This window comes from Mesorhizobium sp. WSM4976 (assembly GCF_029625685.1).
Classification (GTDB): domain Bacteria; phylum Pseudomonadota; class Alphaproteobacteria; order Rhizobiales; family Rhizobiaceae; genus Mesorhizobium.
Map to the genome: position 1 here is coordinate 34,581 of NZ_JARTVT010000006.1, position 16,940 is coordinate 51,520.

The window sequence follows — 16,940 nt, forward strand, 5'->3', positions numbered from 1 at the left end:
GGCAGTTCGATGTCGTCGACCATCGTTGCAGCACGGCCCTTGCCGGAAAACCGCATCTCGCCGGTGTTCCGCTTCGCCATGCTGCTGCCGGGCGGGTTGGTCACATTCTTTCTCATCCTGTTCGCGCTCGGCCTTGTGGTCTTCCTCGCCTTCAGGGGCAATGACGGCTCGCTGCTCGGCGCCGGCTTGACGGCGGAGAATTTCCTCACCGTCGCCACCGATCCGCTCTACTGGACGGTGACGCTGCGCTCGCTGGTCATTGCCGGCCTGGTGACGCTTGCGACGGTCGTTACCGCCTATCCGGTCGCCTATTACCTCGCCTTCCATGCCGGCCGCCGCCGCAACCTGCTGCTCTTCCTGGTCACGCTGCCCTTCTGGACCAGCTACCTCTTGCGTGTCTTCGCCTGGAAGATCGTGCTCGCCTATAATGGCGTGCTGAATTCCGCTTTCATCGAGACCGGCCTCTGGTCGCAGCCGACGCTCGCCTTCCTCAACACGCCGGCGGCGGTGGTGGTGACGCTCGCCCATGCGTACGCGCCCTTCGCCATCCTGCCGATCTATGTGGCGCTGGACACGATCCCGAAATCGCTGCTCGAAGCCGCCTCCGATCTCGGTGCGCGGCCCTTCACCAGCTTTCGCCGCGTCGTGCTGCCCAATTCCATGCCGGGCGTTCTGGCCGCTGCCCTCGTCGTCTTCGTGCCGACGGTCGGCGACTATGTCACGCCGGCCATGGTCGGCGGCCCGGCCAGCACCATGATCGGCACGCTGATCCAGTCGCAATTCGGCAAGGCCAATGACTGGCCGTTCGGCGCCGCCCTTTCGGTCTGCGTCATGCTGGTCATCCTGTGCGTGGTGCTGGTGGCGCGCGGCGCCGACCGCAGATTCGGCAGCCGCACATGAGCGCCCGGAGAGATACCAACGCAGGCGGCGGCTGGCTCGGCCTTTACGTGCTTGGTTATCTCGTCTTCCTCTATCTGCCGGTGCTGTTGATCCCGCTGTTTTCCTTCAACAACTCCATCCAGGCGGCGTTCCCGCTGCAAGGCTTCACGCTTGACTGGTATCGCACGCTCTATGGCAATCAGGCGCTCTCCGGCGCCTTGGCCAACAGCCTGGTCATCGGCGTTATCGCGGCCTCCGGCGCGACGCTCTGCGGCATCACCGTTTCCTATATGGACCTCTACGGCCGCTCGCCGCTCGCCGCCGCCATCAGCGCCATCGCCCGGCTGCCGATCCTGATCCCCGGCGTCATCGTCGGCATTTCGCTCTTGATCCTGGTCAACCTCATCGGCCTCGGCCCGTCGCGCATTTCGATCGTGCTTGGTCATATCCTCGTCGCGCTGCCGACGACGGTGGTGGTGATGCGCAGCCGCTTCGCCGCCATCCCGAAGACGATCCGCGAAGCCGCGCTCGATCTCGGCGCTTCTGACTGGACGACGTTCCGGCGCGTCATGCTGCCGCTGAGCGCGCCCGCCGTGCTGTCGGCCTTCATGCTTTCTTTCCTGATTTCCCTCGACGAGTTCATCGTCGTCTTCTTTCTCGCCGGCACCGAGCCGACGCTGCCGCTCTACATCTGGAGCCAGCTGCGTTTCCCGCGCTCGCTGCCGACCGTGATGGCGCTGGGAACGGTGATCCTCACCGTGTCCTTCATCATCGCCGGAACCGCCGAAATCCTGCGCCATCGCGGCGTCGGAGCCGCGGGCCGCAATCCAGCCTGAAGCACAACAAAGAAGAGGAGAACGAAAATGACTGTACACCTGAAATCAATCGCCGGCCGCAGGGCCTTGGCGGGTCTCGCTGCCCTGGCCATGGCGCTGTCGTCGACGGTCGCTTTTGCCGCCGACAAGCTGCAATACTTCACCTGGTCGGGCTACGAATTGCCGGACTTCAACAAGAGCTTCCTTGCCGCGCATCCCGATGGCGTCGAGGCGACGATCTTCGGCGACGACGATGACGCCTTCACCAAGGTCAAGGCCGGCTTCCGGCCCGACATCGCGCATCCCTGCTACGACAAGGTGGCGCGCTGGAACAAGGAAGGCCTGCTGCAGCCGATCGACACCAAGCGCATCAAGAATTGGGATTCGATCTTCCCGGTGTTCAAGAACCTGCCCGACCTGCAGGCCGGCGACGGCAAGGTCTGGATGGTGCCGTGGGATTGGGGCAACACCTCGATCCTCTACCGCACCGATCTGGTGAAGAACCCCGAGGCGAGCTGGAAACTCCTGTGGGACAAGCAATATGCCGGCCGCATGGCGACTATCGATGCCGTGCACGACACGCCGATCGTCGCCGCACTTCTCGCTGGCGTGAACCCCTTCGACATGACGCCGGACCAGATGGAGAAGGTCGCCGCGAAGCTGCGCGAGCAGCGGCCGCTGATGTCGAGCTACACCACCGACATGACCTCGGTCGAGCAGGCGCTTGCAAGCGGCCAGCTGGTCGCGGCGATGACGTGGAACGCGTCGGCCACCTCGCTGAAGAAGCAGGGCGTGCCGGTCGAGTTCATGAAGCCGAAGGAAGGCATGCTGACCTGGGCCTGCGGCTTCGTCATGCTCAAGGACGCCAAGAACGTCGATCTCGCCTATGACTTCATCAACAGCCGTCTCGACGCCGACTCCGGCAAGTTCCTGATCCAGTCGTATGGCTATGGCAGCTCGCTCTCGACCGCCTTCGCCGGCGTGTCGAAGGACGAACTCGACAAGCTGCAGCTGCCGGCGGACCCGGACGTGATGCTGAAGAGCACCATCTTCACCGGCCCGATGAAGCAGAATGACGACATGGCGAAGATGTTCGAGAAGGTGAAGGCTGGGGGATGAGTGGCGCAGCTTCCCCTTCTCCCCCTTGTGGGAGAAGGGGGAGCCCGGCGGCGCTGCGCCGCGTCGGTGGAGAGACAACGAGGACCATTGCATGGATGTTCTTGACGAAGCGGCAACAAAATCGAAGGACGATGCCGACATCCGCGTCGGCCGGCGCGTGCGGGCATTGCGCCTCGAGCGTAACCTCTCGCTCGCCGACCTGGCCGCCAAGGCCGGCATCTCCATCGGCGCGCTCAGCCAGATCGAGCGCGGCATGTCCTCGCTGCGCGTCAAGGTGATCTGGCCGCTGGCCGCCGCCCTCGACATTGAACCGTCGGCGCTGATCGCCGACGGCAGTGAGTCGGTCAACGACCTTTATTGCGTGCGTGCCGACAAGCGCCGGCAGATCCCGGTGAAATCCGAAGGCATCGCCAAGGCGCTGCTGTCGCCGCCTGCCGCCACGCTCACCGGCATGCTGGTGACGGTCGAGGCCGGTGGAGGTACGGCGGAAGCCTACGCCCATGCCGGCCACGAATTCGGCTTCGTGATGGCGGGAGAGGTCGAGCTGGTGGTGGACGCTACGACCTATGTGCTGAAGGCCGGCGACAGCTTTGCCTTCAAGAGCACGCTGCTGCATGCCTTCCGCAACCCTGGCGCCGAGCGCTGCCAGATCCTGTGGGTCAATACGACTAAACCGTCCGAGGTGCGCGATGGCGCCTGATGCGCTCGTTCGCTTGCAGAAGGTTTCGAAAGTTTTTCCGGGTGGCATTGTCGGCCTCGACGCCGTCGACCTCGATATTGCGGCGGGCGAATTCCTGACGCTGCTTGGCCCCTCCGGCTGCGGCAAGACCACGAGCCTGCGCGTCATCGCTGGCTTTGAGAGTCCTTCGAGCGGCAATGTGCTGCTCGAAGACCGCGACATTACAGGCCTGCGGCCCTTCGACCGACCGGTCAATACTGTCTTCCAGGATTACGCCCTGTTCCCGCATATGGATGTAGCGGCCAATGTCGGATTCGGCCTGTCGCTGCGCAAAATATCCGGCGCCGAGCAGGCAAAACGCGTTGGCGACGCGCTCGACATGGTCGGTTTGGCCGACAAGCTGCGCGCCCGCGTCTCGGAACTCTCGGGCGGCCAGCGCCAGCGCGTCGCGCTTGCTCGCGCCATCGTCTGCGAACCGCGCGTGCTTTTGCTAGACGAGCCGCTGTCGGCGCTCGACGCGCATCTGCGCGAGCAGATGCAGGTCGAATTGAAGCGGCTGCAGTCGCGGCTCGGCACCACCTTCGTCATGGTCACCCACGACCAGACCGAGGCGCTGTCGATCTCCGACCGCATCGTCGTCATGAACAAAGGGCGCATCGAGCAGATCGCGCCGCCGGCCACGCTCTACGACCGGCCCGCGACACGCTTCGTCGCCTCCTTCATCGGCACGATGAACCTGTTGGAGTCGCGCTTCCTGGGCCGCGACGGCGAGCGCCTGCGCTTCGCCGCCGGCGATCTGCCGCTGGAGGCTGCCTCAGACAGCGGCGAGACGCCGGCCGCGGGCGACACACGCACCATCGGCGTGCGCCCGGAAGATCTTCTGGCTGCCGGTGAAGCCGGCGAAGGCACCGCTTCGGCGCGGATCAGCGGCGTCGTTTTCCACGGCCGCACGCTGCGCCTGCACGCTGAGTTGGGGCAGGGAACTGCGATCGTCATCGACGCGCCGCGGCGCGCCGACGGCTCGCAATTCAGCGTCGGCGACGTGGCGCATGTCAGCCTACGGCGCGGCGCCACCTGCCCTATGCTTTCAAGCTGATCCCAATAGGGTCGCTCACGAGGCTTTGGCAAAGAATCCCTGATAGTCGGACTTGGCTTGCAGCAGCCGCAGGATGTTCTCGCGCGAGCCGCGCACATGCGCGCGTGCGCGCTCGCCGGCCAGAGCGACAGCGCCGGCGCAGATCGCGTCGACGATGCCGGCATGCTCCTCGCGGGTAAGCTTCCATTCGTCCAGCCACAGAAGCTCGGTCCAGACATATTGCTGGCATTTGTCGAGGATGCCGCAGAGCATTCCGTGGAGCATCTCGTTGCCGCTGATCTCCGCGATCACCCGATGCAGGTCGATGCCCACCTGCAGCTCCTCGAATTTTTCGCGCGTGCTGCGATCCGGGATCGCCGCCAGCCTTTCGCATTCGGCAAGCATGCTACGCAGCCGGGCCTTGTCGGCGGCGCTCGCCTTGGCCGCGGCCAGCTCGGTCGCGCGGCCATCAAGCAGTTCGCGGATGTCGAAGGCCTCGCGGAACATGGTCAGGTTGAACTCGGCCACGACATAGCCCTGGCCCGGGCGACCGATCACCAGGCCGTCGCGCTCCAGCCGGTTGAAGGCTTCACGGACCGGCGTGCGGCTGACCTTCAGGCGCTCGGCGATCTCGTTTTCCATCACGCGGCCGCCCGGCGGAATCTGGCCGGTGATGATCAACGCCTTCAGTTAGCCTACGGCATGACCGAAGCCGCCCATCAGATGGCGTCCAACCGTTTGCCGCCCGGACTGCGCAAGCCCGGCAGCGTCGGCGCCGCCGCCGGACCGGAAGTCGCTGTCATGGCGCCGGACGGGCGGCTGCTCAAACCCGGCGAGATCGGCGAGATCGTCATTCGCGGTCCGAACGTCACCGCCGGCATGAGAAGAACCCGCAGGCCAATGCCAGCGCCTTCGCGCATGGCTGGTTCCACACCGGCGACCAGGGCGTGCTCGACGAGGACAATTACCTGCGCGTCACCGGCCGGCTGAAGGAGATCATCAATCGCGGCGGCGAAAAGATCTCACCGCTCGAGGTCGACGACGTGCTGATGGATCATCCGGCGGTGGCACAGGTCGTCACCTTCGCCATGCCGCATGACAAGCTGGGCGAAGAGGTGGCGTCGGCTGTCGTGCTGCGCGAAGGTCAGAGCGCCAGCGAGGCGGACATCCGCGGTTTCGCCGCGACCCGGCTCGCCGACTTCAAGGTGCCGCGCAAGGTGCTGATCCTCGATGAGATACCCAAGGGCGCCACCGGCAAATTGCAGCGCATTGGGCTCGCGGCCAAACTTGGGCTCGGTTGATGCGTATTACTGTCTTTGGTGCCGGTGCCATCGGCGGCTACCTCGCCGCCAAGCTCGCGATCGCGGGTAATGTCGATCTGTCGATCGTGGCGCGTGGCGCGCATCTGGAGGCCATCAGGGCCGATGGGCTTCGCCTGATCGAGAACGGCACCGAGACAGTCGCGCGGGTGAGGGCGGCTGCGCGCGCCGAGCACCTCGGCGCGCAGGATTATGTCGTGCTGGCGCTGAAGGCGCATTCGCTGGCGCCAGCGCTCGATCAGATCGCGCCGCTGCTGGGCGAAGGGACCGCCGTCGTCACCATGCAGAACGGCGTGCCCTGGTGGTATTTCCACAAGGCGGGCGGCGCGCTCGAAGGCACCCGGCTCCACGCGGTCGATCCCGGAGGGGTGATCTGGCAGCGCATCGGACCGCAGCGCGTCGTCGGTTCCGTCGTCTATCCGGCCGTCGAGGTGGATGCTCCAGGCCTCGTCCGCCACGTCGAAGGCACGCGCTTCTCGCTGGGCGAGCCATCGGGCGAGAAGAGCGGGCGGGTAGCCGCGCTTGCCCAAGAAATGGTTAAGGCCGGCCTGCAGGCACCGGTGCGCGAGGACATCCGCTCGGAGATATGGGTGAAGCTGTGGGGCAATCTCTCCTTCAACCGATCTCGGCGCTGACCGGCAGCACGCTTGCGGCGATCGTCGCCGACGAAGCCACGCGCGCCGTTGCCCGCGCAATGATGCTGGAGGCGCAGGCGATCGGCGACCGGCTCGGTGTGCGCTTCCCCATCTCCGTCGACCGTCGCATCAAGGGCGCCGTCGATGTCGGCGAGCACAAGACCTCGATGCTGCAGGACCTAGAGCGCGGCCGTCCGATGGAGATCGACGCGCTGGTTACGGCCGTGCAGGAACTCGGGCGCCTCATCGGCCAGCCGACGCCGACCATCGACATCGTTCTGGCGCTGGTGCGGCGGCTGGCAATCGAGCGCGGGTGTTATTGACTTCATAAACGTGACAGTCGGGTAGCGGGTCAGTTTGAAATTATGGACTGCCAATCAGGTCCGACCCTGAACCTTCCGGGCATCTTTGAGCCAGGGCCGATTTGGCCGGCCAGGTCTATCAATCTGCGCCTTGGTTAAGGCCAGCAACTCCCTTGAGCGCGCTATGCATTCGGTACATCCAGCAAGGATTTGGCCATGAGCGCGCTCGTACTCGAGCCTGCGGACAACGACATTTCGTAGTATGGCGAGACGCACTCGATTCATAACCGGCTCCGGTCTCTGTTCAGACGGGAGCGCGGTTGCTGTCTCTCAGCCGCCGACGTCCTTTGTTAGTGCCGACGATGAAATGACCATACGTTTTTGAAGGGCCGACGCAACAGCTTTCCTAACCCTGCGCGGCCTGACGATCTACAGGCATCTGAGCCGCTGGCCGTTGATGGCCGCCTCATAGTTCAAGGCGCGACCATCCTGACATGAAATGTCACCTGCGAAGCAGCCCCGTGCTGGCAGGTGAACGATAGATCCCTACTTGACGTCTTGTCCAAACCGGGAGGAAATCATGACCACTGCCGAAATTGCCAAGGATTTCACGGGACTCCTTAAGAAGGGCGATAGCCACAGCGCCGCCGCGAAATACAATGCCGACGACATCGTCAGCTACGAAGCGATGGAAGGCCCAATGGCCGTGTGCAATGGCAAGGAAGCCGTCAAGCAGAAGGGCGAGTGGTGGGAAGCGAACCATGAGGTTCACGGCGGTTCAGTCGAGGGGCCGTACGTCAATGGCGACCAGTTCGCCTTGCGCTTCAGCTTCGACGTGACCCCCAAGTCAACCGGCCAGCGCGTCAAGATGGATGAGGTTGGCCTCTACACCGTCAGGAACGGCAAGATCAGCGAAGAGCGCTTCTACTACTGAGGCTTGCTGGGCTTGGGCTGCGAACGGCCTGCGATCTAAAGAGTGAGGCATGGCGGCTCGGATGATACCCGAGCCGCCTGCCAGCTTTTCAAATCGTCTTCACATAATCCGCCAGTTGGTCTGCCACCGTGCCCCAGCCATCGAAGAACCCCATCTCCTCGTGATTGTTGCGCGTCGCCTCGTCGCGGTGGATGGCGGTTGCGGTGTAGCGCGTGCCCTTGCCTTCGGACGTCAGCGCGATGACCGCTGTGATGAAGGGCTCGCCGGACGGCCGGTAGCCCGGCAGCAGCGCGTCGGTCCACACCAGCCGCTCGTTCGGCAAGATCTCTAGATAGCAGCAGTGGCGGTCGCTGACCTCCTTGCCGTCGGGCGACTGCATGCGCGTGCGGAACAGGCCTCCCGGCTGAAGGTCGATCTCGCAGTCGGTGACGACCCACGGCTTCGGTGTGAACCACTGTTTGACGTGCTCAGGTGTCGTCAAGGCACGCCACAGCAACTCGCGCGGTGCGTCGAGAAAGCGCTCCAGCGTCAGGTCCAGTTTCGGATTCGGCTTGAACGGATAGCTCACTTTTCACTCTCCTTGAGGCTCATCACATAGGCGTCGAACTGGTCGAGGCGGCGCTCCCACAGCGCGCGCTGTTCGGCGAGCCAATTCTCCGCAAGCTTCAGGGGCTCGGGCGAAAGACTGTAAGTCCTGACCCGGCCGGCTTTTTGCGACTGCACCAGCCCGCAACCTTCCAGCACCTTCAGGTGCTCGATGAAGGAGGGCAGCGCCATCTCGAAAGGCTCGGCCAATTCGCTGACCGAGGCAGGGCTTCTGTTCAGCCGCTCCACCACGCGCCGTCGTGTCGGATCGGCCAGCGCGCGGAAGATGCCGTCGATAGGCGGTGTCACGCCGTGGGTGGCGCTTTGCAGGCCCATCGTCAGATCTCCTCGCCGCGAAGCACTTGATAGGTGAGCTCGACCGCGCCGTTTGCGAAGGAATGCGTGGCGGTCAGTCTCAGATTCGTCGCGTCCTCGGTCCGGTCGAAGAACTGTGCGCCGCTGCCCAGGATGACCGGAAACACCATCAGCCGGTATTCATCGACAAACCCGTGCCGGCGAAGCGCGTTGGCCAATGTGCGGCTGCCTTCGACGAGAATGTCGCCCTCGAGGCTTTGTTTTAGCCTGCCGACGGCCGTCATCGGCTCGCCATGCAGCACGGTCGTGTTGTTCCAGGTCGGGTTCTTCAGCACGGACGAGACCACATATTTGAGCATGCTGTTCATGCGGTCGGCGAATGGACCCTTATAAGTCGGCCAGCCACCCGCGAAGCTTTCATAAGTCACCCTGCCGAGCAGCAGCGCCTCGTGATCGAGCACTTCCTTGAACTTGTGCTCGATCTGCTTGGCTTCGTGACGCTTGCCGACCCAGTTGGTGTGGCGATAGCCCGGCTCGCCGCCAGGCGCTTCGCTCACACCGTCGATCGACATCAGTTCGGCAACGACAAGCCTGCCCACGATTTTCCCTTTCGCGATCGCTCGATTCAAGTCGATGCATTACTTAGGTAAAAGCCTTAGTATTGGCAAGGGCGAAAATCGAATGAGGCAATTGGCGCAAAGCGGGTTGGAATAAGTCCCAACCAGAGAGATCGAGCACTATGTCGCTGGAAAATTGCTCACGCTTGTCAGCATCATGCTCTACCGTTAGGCCGCATTTATCACTCGATCCGACAGAGGCCCGCCTTGACCATAACCATGTACGGCATCACCACCTGCGACACGATCAAGAAGGCGCGCGTTTGGCTGGAAAGCCATCACGTACCGTATCGTTTTCATGACTATCGGGCAGAGGGGATCGAGGCCGACAAACTCAGCGGCTGGATCGGCAAGGTCGGCTGGGAAAAGCTGCTCAACAAGGGCAGCACCACTTTTCGCGAGCTGCCGGATAAGGACAAGGAAGCGCTCGACGAGAAGAAGGCGAAGAAGCTGATGCTCGCCAAGCCGACGATGATCAAGCGGCCGGTGCTGGAGGTGGGGGAGCGGGTGCTGGTGGGGTTCAAGCCTGAGGTTTATGGCGAGGCGGTGAAATAGGGGGCGCGACCGCGATACTGCCAATCTCCCTCGCAAGGGGGGAGGTCAGACGTCGCGTCGGCCTTCGCCGATCGCCAACGCAGTGAGGTTCGTCAACCTTCCCGCAGATAGGCCGCCAACGCCACCGCATTGTTGTGCGCCTCGTCATGCGCGCCGTAGAGCAGTGTCAGCTTGCCCTCGCGCAGCAGGCCGCGCAGTTGCGCCACCGCTTCGCCATTCGCGTCGAGCTCGGCCCGATATCGCTTCTGGAATTCTGCCCAGCGCTCTGGCTCGTGCCCGAACCATTTGCGCAACTCGTCGCTCGGCGCGATCTCTTTGAGCCACAGCGCCAGTTCGGCGTCCTTCTTGCTGACGCCGCGCGGCCAGATGCGGTCGACCAGCACGCGCTGGCCGTCCGCCTTATCATGCGTCTCGTAAACGCGCTTTACCGCAACCTCGAAGGCCATCACGCCTCCATAAGGGGCTGTTACGCCCACTCGCCCTTGCGCATCACCGGCACGCGGCTGCCGTCCTTGGCGACGCCGTCTATGTCGATCTTGTCGGAGCCGATCATCCAGTCGATGTGGATGAAACTCTTGTTGCCGCCGCGCGTCGAGATCTCGTCCTGGCTGAGCGAGGCGCCGTTGACGAAGCATTTCGAATAGCACTGACCGAGCGCGATGTGGCAGGCGGCGTTCTCGTCGAACAGCGTGTTGAAGAACAGCAGCCCGCTCTTCGAGATCGGCGAGGAATGCGGCACAAGCGCCACTTCGCCGAGGCGGCGCGCGCCCTTGTCGGTCTCGAGCACCTTCTTCAGCACGTCCTCGCCCTTCGAGGCCTTGGCCTCGACGATCCGCCCGCCTTCGAAACGTACCGAGATCTCGTCGATCAGCGTACCCTGGTAGGAGAGTGGCTTGGTCGAGCAGACATGGCCCTCGACGCGCCTTGCATGCGGCGTGGTGAAGACCTCCTCGGTCGGGATATTGGGATTGCAGGTGATGCCGTTCTTCGCCGTCGAGGCGCCGCCCATCCATTCATGGCCATCCGCCAGACCGACGGTCAGGTCGGTGCCCGGGCCGGTGAAATGCAGGGAATGGAAATTGTGCTCATTCAGCCATTTCGTGCGCTCCGCCAGTGCCGCGTTGTGCGCCTTCCAGTTGCCGATCGGGTCCTCGACATCGACGCGCGAGGCGGAGAAGATCGCGTCGGCGAGCTTCACGACCGCGACGTCGTCCGGCTCGCCGGAAAACACCTGCCTGGCCCAGGCGAGATCGGGATAGGCGACGATGTTCCAGTTGATGTCGAAGCCGGTGATCTTCTCCAGCGCCGGCTGGTAGGCCATCGAGTTCGCCTTGTTGGCGCGCGCCACCTTGGCCGGATCCTGCGCCGAGAGCAGCGACGGATCCTCGCCGCGCACCGCGAGCCGCGCGGCGTTGTTCGAGAAGGCTTTTGCCATGCCTTCATAGAGCCAGCCGGCGGCGCGGTCGAAGCCGGCATCGGCGCCGAAGCGGAAGCGCGCCAGCGTGATCTCGTCGTCGTTGAAGATCGGCGTCACCAGGCCGGCGCCGGCCTTGTAGGCATGCTCGACGATGCGGCGGGTCAGCGGCAGTGCCGCGATGGACGAGGTCAGCACCAAGTCCTGCCCGGGCTGCAGCTGCAGCCCGACCTTGACGGCGACTTCGGCCAGCCTGTCGAGCTTCACCGGGTCGATGCTTGCCGAAACGCCGCGCGAATGTGTGGTCATGATCCTGCCTGCTGTTATGTTTGGGTTCTCATCCTTACATAGACCGCTGCGATTGACCTTTCCACCGCGATCGGCTGGGCCTGCTCACAAGCATGGCGGTTGCCCGAAGTGCGCAGCGGTTATGCGGCGCTGTCCAGTGCCCGGAACTGCGCCATGGTGGCCTCGATCTCCTCGCGGATCCAGACCTTGAAGTCGCGCACCTTGCGGCTTTCGCTCTTTGTGGCCGAGGTCACCAGCCAGTAGCCTAGCCCGCTGTGCGCCCGCACGCCGAACGGCGCGACCAGCCGCCCGTCGGCCAGCGCGTCGGCGGTCAGCAACTGCCAAGCGAGCATCACGCCGTGGCCGGCGATCGCCGATTCCAGGCAAAGCATCGGATCGGTGAAGCGCGCCCCCTTCTGGAAGGTGACCGGCTCGACGCCGGCCGCCTCGAACCAGCCGTCCCAGCTGAACATTGCCCGCTCGTCGGTGATGGCGCAGGTCTGCGCCAGATCGCCGATCGACTTCAGCCTGGCCGCGATCGACGGAGCGCAGACCGGAAACACTTCCTGGGCAAGCAGAAGCTCGGCGCGGCCGCCGGGCCATTTGCCGTCGCCAAGCCGGATGGCGATATCGATGTCGGAGCGGTCGAGATCGGCCACCCTGGCCGAGGCGTCGATGCGCAAAAGCACGTTCGGATGCCGCGCGAAGTGCCGCGACAGCCGGGGCAACAACCATTTCGAGGCGAAGGCCGGCGCCACCGACACGACCAGCGTGCACTCGTTGGCCTCGTCGACCAGCGCCACCGCTTGCGCGATCTCACGGAAGCCTGCGCTGAGCCGCGCCGTGAAGGCGACGCCGAATTCGGTCGGCACCAGCCCGCCTGTCGTGCGTTCGAACAGCGCCTGCCCCAGCTGCTTTTCCGTGCGCTTGACCTGTTGGCTGACGGCGCTGACCGAGACGTTCAGCTCTCCCGCCGCTGCTGCCAGCGATCCCAGCCGGGCGACGGTTTCCACGGCGCGCAGGCCGTTGAGATGGACACGGTTCAGGATAGCCATTCAGTTTTTCTAAAGCGCCTGGGCCAAAATCTCAATTGAAACCTGTCGAGAAAGGGCAGAATTTAGGTGGGCTGACCTTGAGGCAGGAGGTTGCCCCATGAAGATTTTATCTTTGCTGAAAGGGCTTTCCGGGATCGAGGCGAGGCAGCGCGACGATGGCCAGATCGCCCGCTGGATCATGGATCCACTGTCGCATCCCGTGCTCGACACCATGTCGGAGCGCGAACTCGGCGACATGCCGTTCCGGCTGACGGCTCGCCGGACGACTTATGAGACGAGGGGAGTGGTTGGCCGCTGAAAGATCGAACAGAAGCGGCAAGTCAAGCGATGCCGTCGCAGATCTTGTAAGCTGTTCTGCCGGTGTCGGCGCCGCCCCTGATCTGCCTGCCGCCGTCAGGGCGATGAAAGGCATCGCAAACGCTGAGAGGCGTTTCGATTGCAGAGGTGTTTAAACGGCAGGCGCCTCGTCCCCACACTGGCCCAACGCAAGCGCATTGTTTCGCGAGCGCGCATTCTTATTGTGCGCCGCAATGAACGCCTTGCCATCCCCCGTGCGTCTTGCCTTTGCCGGCATGATAGCGCTTGCCGTCGCCATGGGCATCGGTCGCTTCGTCTACACGCCGATCCTTCCCGGCATGATGGAGGCGTTGCATCTGACGCCGGCCGATGCCGGCTGGATCGCCTCCGCCAACTACCTCGGCTATCTCGTCGGCGCGATGGCTGCCGCGGGCGGCTGGGCGCATGGCCGCGAGCCCATGCTGATGTTCGCCAGCCTCATTGCCAGCGCCTTGCTTGCCGGTCTGATGGGCCTGAACGAGACGGTGGCAGCCTTTCTCGTCATCCGTTTTCTCGCCGGCCTCGCCAGCGCTTTCGTCATGGTGTTCATGTCTTCGATCGTCTTCAGCCACCTGGCGGAAGCCGACCGCGGCGATCTGCAGGCGCTGCATTTCGGCGGCGTTGGCCTGGGCATCGCGGCGTCCTCGGCGCTGCTGGCCGTCCTGGTAACCGAGCATGCCGATTGGAGCGCGGGCTGGCTCTGGTCGGGAGGGATCTCGCTGGCCGGCCTGCTTCTGGTCGCGCTGCTTGCCGGCTCCGCCAGGCCAGCCAATGGCGTTGCCGGTCGCGAGCCGGCGCTGCCCGGAGACAGGTCCCTGACCAAAATGATCGTCGCCTACGGGTTGTTCGGCTTCGGCTATGTGGTGACCGCGACGTTTCTGATCGCCATTGTTCGGCAGGGCGGCGGCGGCCGCGTCTTCGAGGCCACCGTCTGGATGGTCGCCGGCCTTGCCGGCTTTCCCTCGACCTGGTTGTGGCAGAAGCTGGCCGGGCGGATCGGGCTCTATGCCGCCTATGCGGTCACCTGCCTGATCGAGGTGGTCGGCGTGACCGCCAGCGTCGTCGTCAAGGGCGCTGCCGGACCGCTGATCGCCGGCGTCCTGCTCGGCGGCACCTTCATCGCCATCACGGCGCTGGGCATCCAGATGGGCAGGCAACTCGCGCCGCGGGCGCCGCGCCGTGTCTTCGCGGTGATGACGGCTGCCTTCGGCGTTGGCCAGATCGTCGGCCCGGTCGCTGCGGGCCTGCTCGCCCAGGCTTCGGGAAATTATACCCTTGCCTCCTTCATGGCGGCGGCCGCGCTGCTCGCCTCCGGCGTCATTGCCTGGTCGGCCGCGCCAAAATCGCCATGATTTGCGGCCTTGTTCGATGCCGGGCATCGGGCAGGGCATTTTCTTTCCCCCTGATGTGTGACCTTATGCCCGCCGAACAGCAACGCCGCTGATTTGCGGTCAGACCGAGGAAACCCGCCACAGTGTTCGTATCCTTCTTCCCGCAGCCGAAGCTCTTCTTCACCTCGGCCGCCGTCTGGAGCCTTGCGGCGATCCTGTTCTGGTTCTTCGGTGGTGAGCAACTGGGCGCCGTTGTCGGCCTGCCGGCGGCAGCGGCCGGCACGCCGCCCATAATTGGCATCGCGGTGCTGTGGTCGAAGCCGTTCCTGTGGTTCTACATCTACTTCGTGGCCTGCGTGGTGATCTTCTACGCGTTCTGGAACTGGTACGCTCCGCACCCGTGGCAGAACTGGTCGATCCTGATGACCGCCGTCATCCTGTTCTTCATCTACTTCAACGTTCAGATCTCGGTCGCGGTCAACAATTGGTATGGCCCGTTCTTCGACTACGTCCAAGGCTTGATGTCGGGAACGACTCCCTCGACCAACATAGAATTCTACAAAGGGCTGGCCGATTTCTCCTGGCTGGCGCTGGTCGGCATGAATGTGCAGGTGGTCAACGCCTTCATCGTTAGCCACTGGATCTTCCGTTGGCGCACCGCGATGAACGATTACTTCATGGCCAATTGGGGCCGGCTGCGCCACATCGAGGGCGCCTCGCAGCGTATCCAGGAAGACACGATGCGTTTCTCGCAGATCATGGAAGATCTCGGCTCGACCTTCGTTCAGTCGATCATGACCCTGATCGCCTTTCTGCCGGTCTTGATTCAGCTACAGGCTCACATCACCGAATTGCCGATCATCGGCGCCGTCCCCCAACCACTGGTCATTGCCGCATTGGGCTGGTGCCTGTTCGGAACGGTCTCAGTGATGGTGGCGGGTCTTAAGCTGCCGGGCCTGCAGTTCCGCAACCAGCGTGTCGAGGCAGCCTATCGCAAGGAGCTTGTCTACGGCGAAGATCATCCCGACCGGGCTCAGCCGGCGACGACGACACAATTGTTCAACAACGTCCGCCGCAATTATTTCAAGCTCTATTTCCACTACATCTATTTCAACGTTGTTCGTTACACCTACCTGCAGGCCGACAACATCTTCTCGCTGCTGATCCTCGGGCCTTCGCTGGTCGCGCATAAGATCACGTTTGGCGCGCTGAACCAGATCTCGAACGCGTTCGGCAAGGTGACGAATTCGCTGCAGTTCCTGTTGAATTCTTGGTCGACGATTGTCGAACTGCAGTCTGTGCACAAACGTTTGCGGGCCTTCGAGGCGACGCTGCAAGGCGAACAGCTGCCGGTTATCGATCAGCATTATCTGGAACGCGAGCGGGCTGGCATGCGTCCCGAAGATCAGCCGGTAAGTTAAATCATGTTCCCCGAAAGCGGGAACCGGTTTCGGGATCGAGACATGCGTAAGATCAAAGACCCTAAAGCTCATGAAGCGAATCTGAAAGATCGTGCCGCGCTTTAGGGCGCGGCTGGTCCAGTCAGCCGCCCACGCTCGCCTGCGCCTGGCCGGCGCGCTGGCGTGCGACATAATCGCGAAAGCTGATGCACTCGACGTCAGCCCTCACGCAGACCTCGCTGGCGAACCGGTCCAGCGTGTCCCAATAGGCGCCGCCGTTCATCAGGGTGAAGTGGAAGCCAAGCTCCAGCGGCAGGCGCTTGCCGTTGTACTCGGCATCGAAGGCGGCGTGGAATGCCTGATAGGCGCGCTCGGTGAATTCGCCCGCCATCGCCGGTTTCTCGGTACCGTCTGAATGGCGGACATAAAGATTGTAGTCCATGGCGACCACCGGCTTTGCCTTCGGTCCTTCCGGGATAAGAGGCAGGGCAAAGCGGGTCGTGCTATTGAGGGTTGGCGGAACGGTCGGACCGTTCGAAACGCCGCTCGCGTCATATTGGAAGCCGGCCTGCGGCAGTGCTTCGTAAAGCGCCTTGTCGGCCGAGAGATAGGGCGCGCGGAACCCGACCAGGGCATGATGCGCGAAATCGCGCCAGTCGGCCGGCTCGGGGATGCCGTTGATGGCATAAGCGTTTTCGAAGATGCGCCGCACGGAAGCGAATTCGGTCAGCCAGTCGGCCTTGCTCCACGCCTTGCCGTCGAAATGGCCGCAGGCGTGGCTGCCGATGTCATGGCCCTCGGCCGCCGCCAGCCTGACCTGCTCTAGCCGATCCGCGACATCTTGTTTCGAGGCGCCGAAGCCGACATTGGATTTGCCGGCGGCCTTGCCGGGGCCGGTATACTCCTGCCGCGTTTCCGGCGAGAGCAGGAAGACGCAGGACAGGAAATAGGTGAAATGGGCGCCAGTGCGCTTTGCCAGCGCGCGGCTGCGCTGCCATTGCGAGACCTCGCGCGCAGCGTCGAACGAGATCAGCACGACCTGCTTGGGCCTGGCCGGCGAAACGGCTGGCGGTTTCGGCGGATCGGCGAGGGTGGCATTGACTGAGGCGAGCGAGGCGAGACTGTATGCAAGGACGCGGTACGAACGAAGCATTGGCAACTTTCTGGCGGGACCCTTCCGGCCGATCGGAAGCCGGCTATCGCGCAAATGTGGCGTCGATGCGTTCGGGCAGGTCCTGTGGGGCAACTGCCGGTCTCCGCCGATTTTCCGGCCCGCCCCCTTCCATG

18 protein-coding genes and 2 pseudogenes are annotated in these 16,940 nt (G+C 63.7%); 12 read left to right on the plus strand and 8 right to left on the minus strand.

The genetic code is table 11. From position 1 onward, the window contains the following. Positions 1-9: 9 nt before the first annotated feature. The 5 genes from P9272_RS08930 to P9272_RS08950 all read left to right on the plus strand — a co-directional run bounded on the left by P9272_RS08930 (position 10) and on the right by P9272_RS08950 (position 4,588). A complete protein-coding gene (locus P9272_RS08930; protein ID WP_128258932.1) occupies positions 10-900 on the plus strand; it encodes an ABC transporter permease in 891 nt (296 codons plus the stop codon). Next, complete coding sequence (locus P9272_RS08935) at positions 897-1,715, plus strand: ABC transporter permease (RefSeq protein WP_278160248.1); 819 nt, start codon at positions 897-899, stop codon at positions 1,713-1,715. The genes P9272_RS08930 and P9272_RS08935 overlap by 4 nt, the downstream gene beginning before the upstream one ends. Before the next feature lie 27 nt (positions 1,716-1,742). Then, positions 1,743-2,813: an ABC transporter substrate-binding protein gene (locus P9272_RS08940; protein WP_128258930.1), complete on the plus strand. Its 1,071-nt coding sequence runs from the start codon at positions 1,743-1,745 to the stop codon at positions 2,811-2,813. 91 nt (positions 2,814-2,904) lie between these two features. Beyond that, positions 2,905-3,513, plus strand: a complete 609-nt coding sequence (locus P9272_RS08945; RefSeq protein WP_128258929.1) for a cupin domain-containing protein — start codon at positions 2,905-2,907, stop codon at positions 3,511-3,513. Beyond that, positions 3,503-4,588, plus strand: a complete 1,086-nt coding sequence (locus P9272_RS08950; protein ID WP_278160249.1) for an ABC transporter ATP-binding protein — start codon at positions 3,503-3,505, stop codon at positions 4,586-4,588. Before P9272_RS08945 ends, P9272_RS08950 begins: the two co-directional genes overlap by 11 nt. A 15-nt stretch (positions 4,589-4,603) precedes the next feature. Here the strand turns inward: P9272_RS08950 and P9272_RS08955 are convergent, their stop codons facing one another. After that, entirely contained in the window at positions 4,604-5,248 is a 645-nt protein-coding gene (locus P9272_RS08955) for a GntR family transcriptional regulator (RefSeq protein ID WP_278160435.1), read from the minus strand. Positions 5,249-5,260: 12 nt separating this feature from the next. Here P9272_RS08955 and P9272_RS08960 point away from each other — a divergent pair. The 3 genes and pseudogenes from P9272_RS08960 to P9272_RS08970 all read left to right on the plus strand — a co-directional run. Beyond that, positions 5,261-5,868, plus strand: a pseudogene (locus P9272_RS08960) (AMP-binding protein); the annotation flags it as partial. Further along, positions 5,868-6,844: pseudogene (locus tag P9272_RS08965) on the plus strand (2-dehydropantoate 2-reductase). The pseudogenes P9272_RS08960 and P9272_RS08965, both read left to right, overlap by 1 nt. Before the next feature lie 559 nt (positions 6,845-7,403). Continuing rightward, positions 7,404-7,757, plus strand: a complete 354-nt coding sequence (locus tag P9272_RS08970; RefSeq protein WP_278160250.1) for a SnoaL-like domain-containing protein — start codon at positions 7,404-7,406, stop codon at positions 7,755-7,757. Positions 7,758-7,845: 88 nt separating this feature from the next. On the opposite strand, the gene P9272_RS08975 is transcribed toward P9272_RS08970, so the two are convergent. Genes P9272_RS08975 through P9272_RS08985 form a run of 3 tightly spaced genes read right to left on the minus strand, consistent with a single transcriptional unit; the run spans position 7,846 to position 9,256 of the window. Further along, the gene (locus P9272_RS08975) at positions 7,846-8,325 is read right to left on the minus strand and encodes an SRPBCC family protein (RefSeq protein ID WP_278160251.1); all 480 of its coding nucleotides are present in this window, start codon (positions 8,323-8,325) and stop codon (positions 7,846-7,848) included. Beyond that, positions 8,322-8,678 (minus strand): metalloregulator ArsR/SmtB family transcription factor, encoded by a 357-nt coding sequence (locus tag P9272_RS08980; RefSeq protein ID WP_128258918.1) that lies wholly within the window; start codon positions 8,676-8,678, stop codon positions 8,322-8,324. The genes P9272_RS08975 and P9272_RS08980 overlap by 4 nt, the downstream gene beginning before the upstream one ends. Before the next feature lie 2 nt (positions 8,679-8,680). Next, entirely contained in the window at positions 8,681-9,256 is a 576-nt protein-coding gene (locus P9272_RS08985) for a dihydrofolate reductase family protein (protein WP_278160252.1), read from the minus strand. A gap of 225 nt (positions 9,257-9,481) precedes the next feature. On the opposite strand from P9272_RS08985, the gene P9272_RS08990 reads away from it, so the two are divergent. Further along, positions 9,482-9,829 (plus strand): ArsC family reductase, encoded by a 348-nt coding sequence (locus tag P9272_RS08990; protein ID WP_278160253.1) that lies wholly within the window; start codon positions 9,482-9,484, stop codon positions 9,827-9,829. Positions 9,830-9,921: 92 nt separating this feature from the next. Here the strand turns inward: P9272_RS08990 and P9272_RS08995 are convergent, their stop codons facing one another. From P9272_RS08995 to P9272_RS09005, 3 genes are all read right to left on the minus strand, one after another. Next, on the minus strand, positions 9,922-10,275 hold the full coding sequence (locus tag P9272_RS08995; protein WP_278160254.1) for a DUF488 domain-containing protein: 354 nt from the start codon (positions 10,273-10,275) through the stop codon (positions 9,922-9,924). 20 nt (positions 10,276-10,295) lie between these two features. Further along, positions 10,296-11,552, minus strand: a complete 1,257-nt coding sequence (locus tag P9272_RS09000) for an aminopeptidase (RefSeq protein WP_278160255.1) — start codon at positions 11,550-11,552, stop codon at positions 10,296-10,298. Positions 11,553-11,671: 119 nt separating this feature from the next. Then, positions 11,672-12,586 (minus strand): LysR substrate-binding domain-containing protein, encoded by a 915-nt coding sequence (locus tag P9272_RS09005; protein ID WP_278160256.1) that lies wholly within the window; start codon positions 12,584-12,586, stop codon positions 11,672-11,674. Positions 12,587-12,683: 97 nt separating this feature from the next. On the opposite strand from P9272_RS09005, the gene P9272_RS09010 reads away from it, so the two are divergent. The 3 genes from P9272_RS09010 to sbmA all read left to right on the plus strand — a co-directional run bounded on the left by P9272_RS09010 (position 12,684) and on the right by sbmA (position 15,674). Then, positions 12,684-12,884 (plus strand): hypothetical protein, encoded by a 201-nt coding sequence (locus tag P9272_RS09010; protein ID WP_128258912.1) that lies wholly within the window; start codon positions 12,684-12,686, stop codon positions 12,882-12,884. A 232-nt stretch (positions 12,885-13,116) separates the two neighbouring features. Beyond that, positions 13,117-14,274: a YbfB/YjiJ family MFS transporter gene (locus P9272_RS09015; protein WP_278160257.1), complete on the plus strand. Its 1,158-nt coding sequence runs from the start codon at positions 13,117-13,119 to the stop codon at positions 14,272-14,274. Between the two features lie 122 nt (positions 14,275-14,396). Continuing rightward, positions 14,397-15,674, plus strand: a complete 1,278-nt coding sequence (sbmA, locus tag P9272_RS09020) for a peptide antibiotic transporter SbmA (RefSeq protein WP_128258911.1) — start codon at positions 14,397-14,399, stop codon at positions 15,672-15,674. A 121-nt stretch (positions 15,675-15,795) separates the two neighbouring features. On the opposite strand, the gene P9272_RS09025 is transcribed toward sbmA, so the two are convergent. Then, on the minus strand, positions 15,796-16,806 hold the full coding sequence (locus tag P9272_RS09025) for a polysaccharide deacetylase family protein (protein ID WP_278160258.1): 1,011 nt from the start codon (positions 16,804-16,806) through the stop codon (positions 15,796-15,798). Between the last annotated feature and the right edge of the window lie 134 nt (positions 16,807-16,940).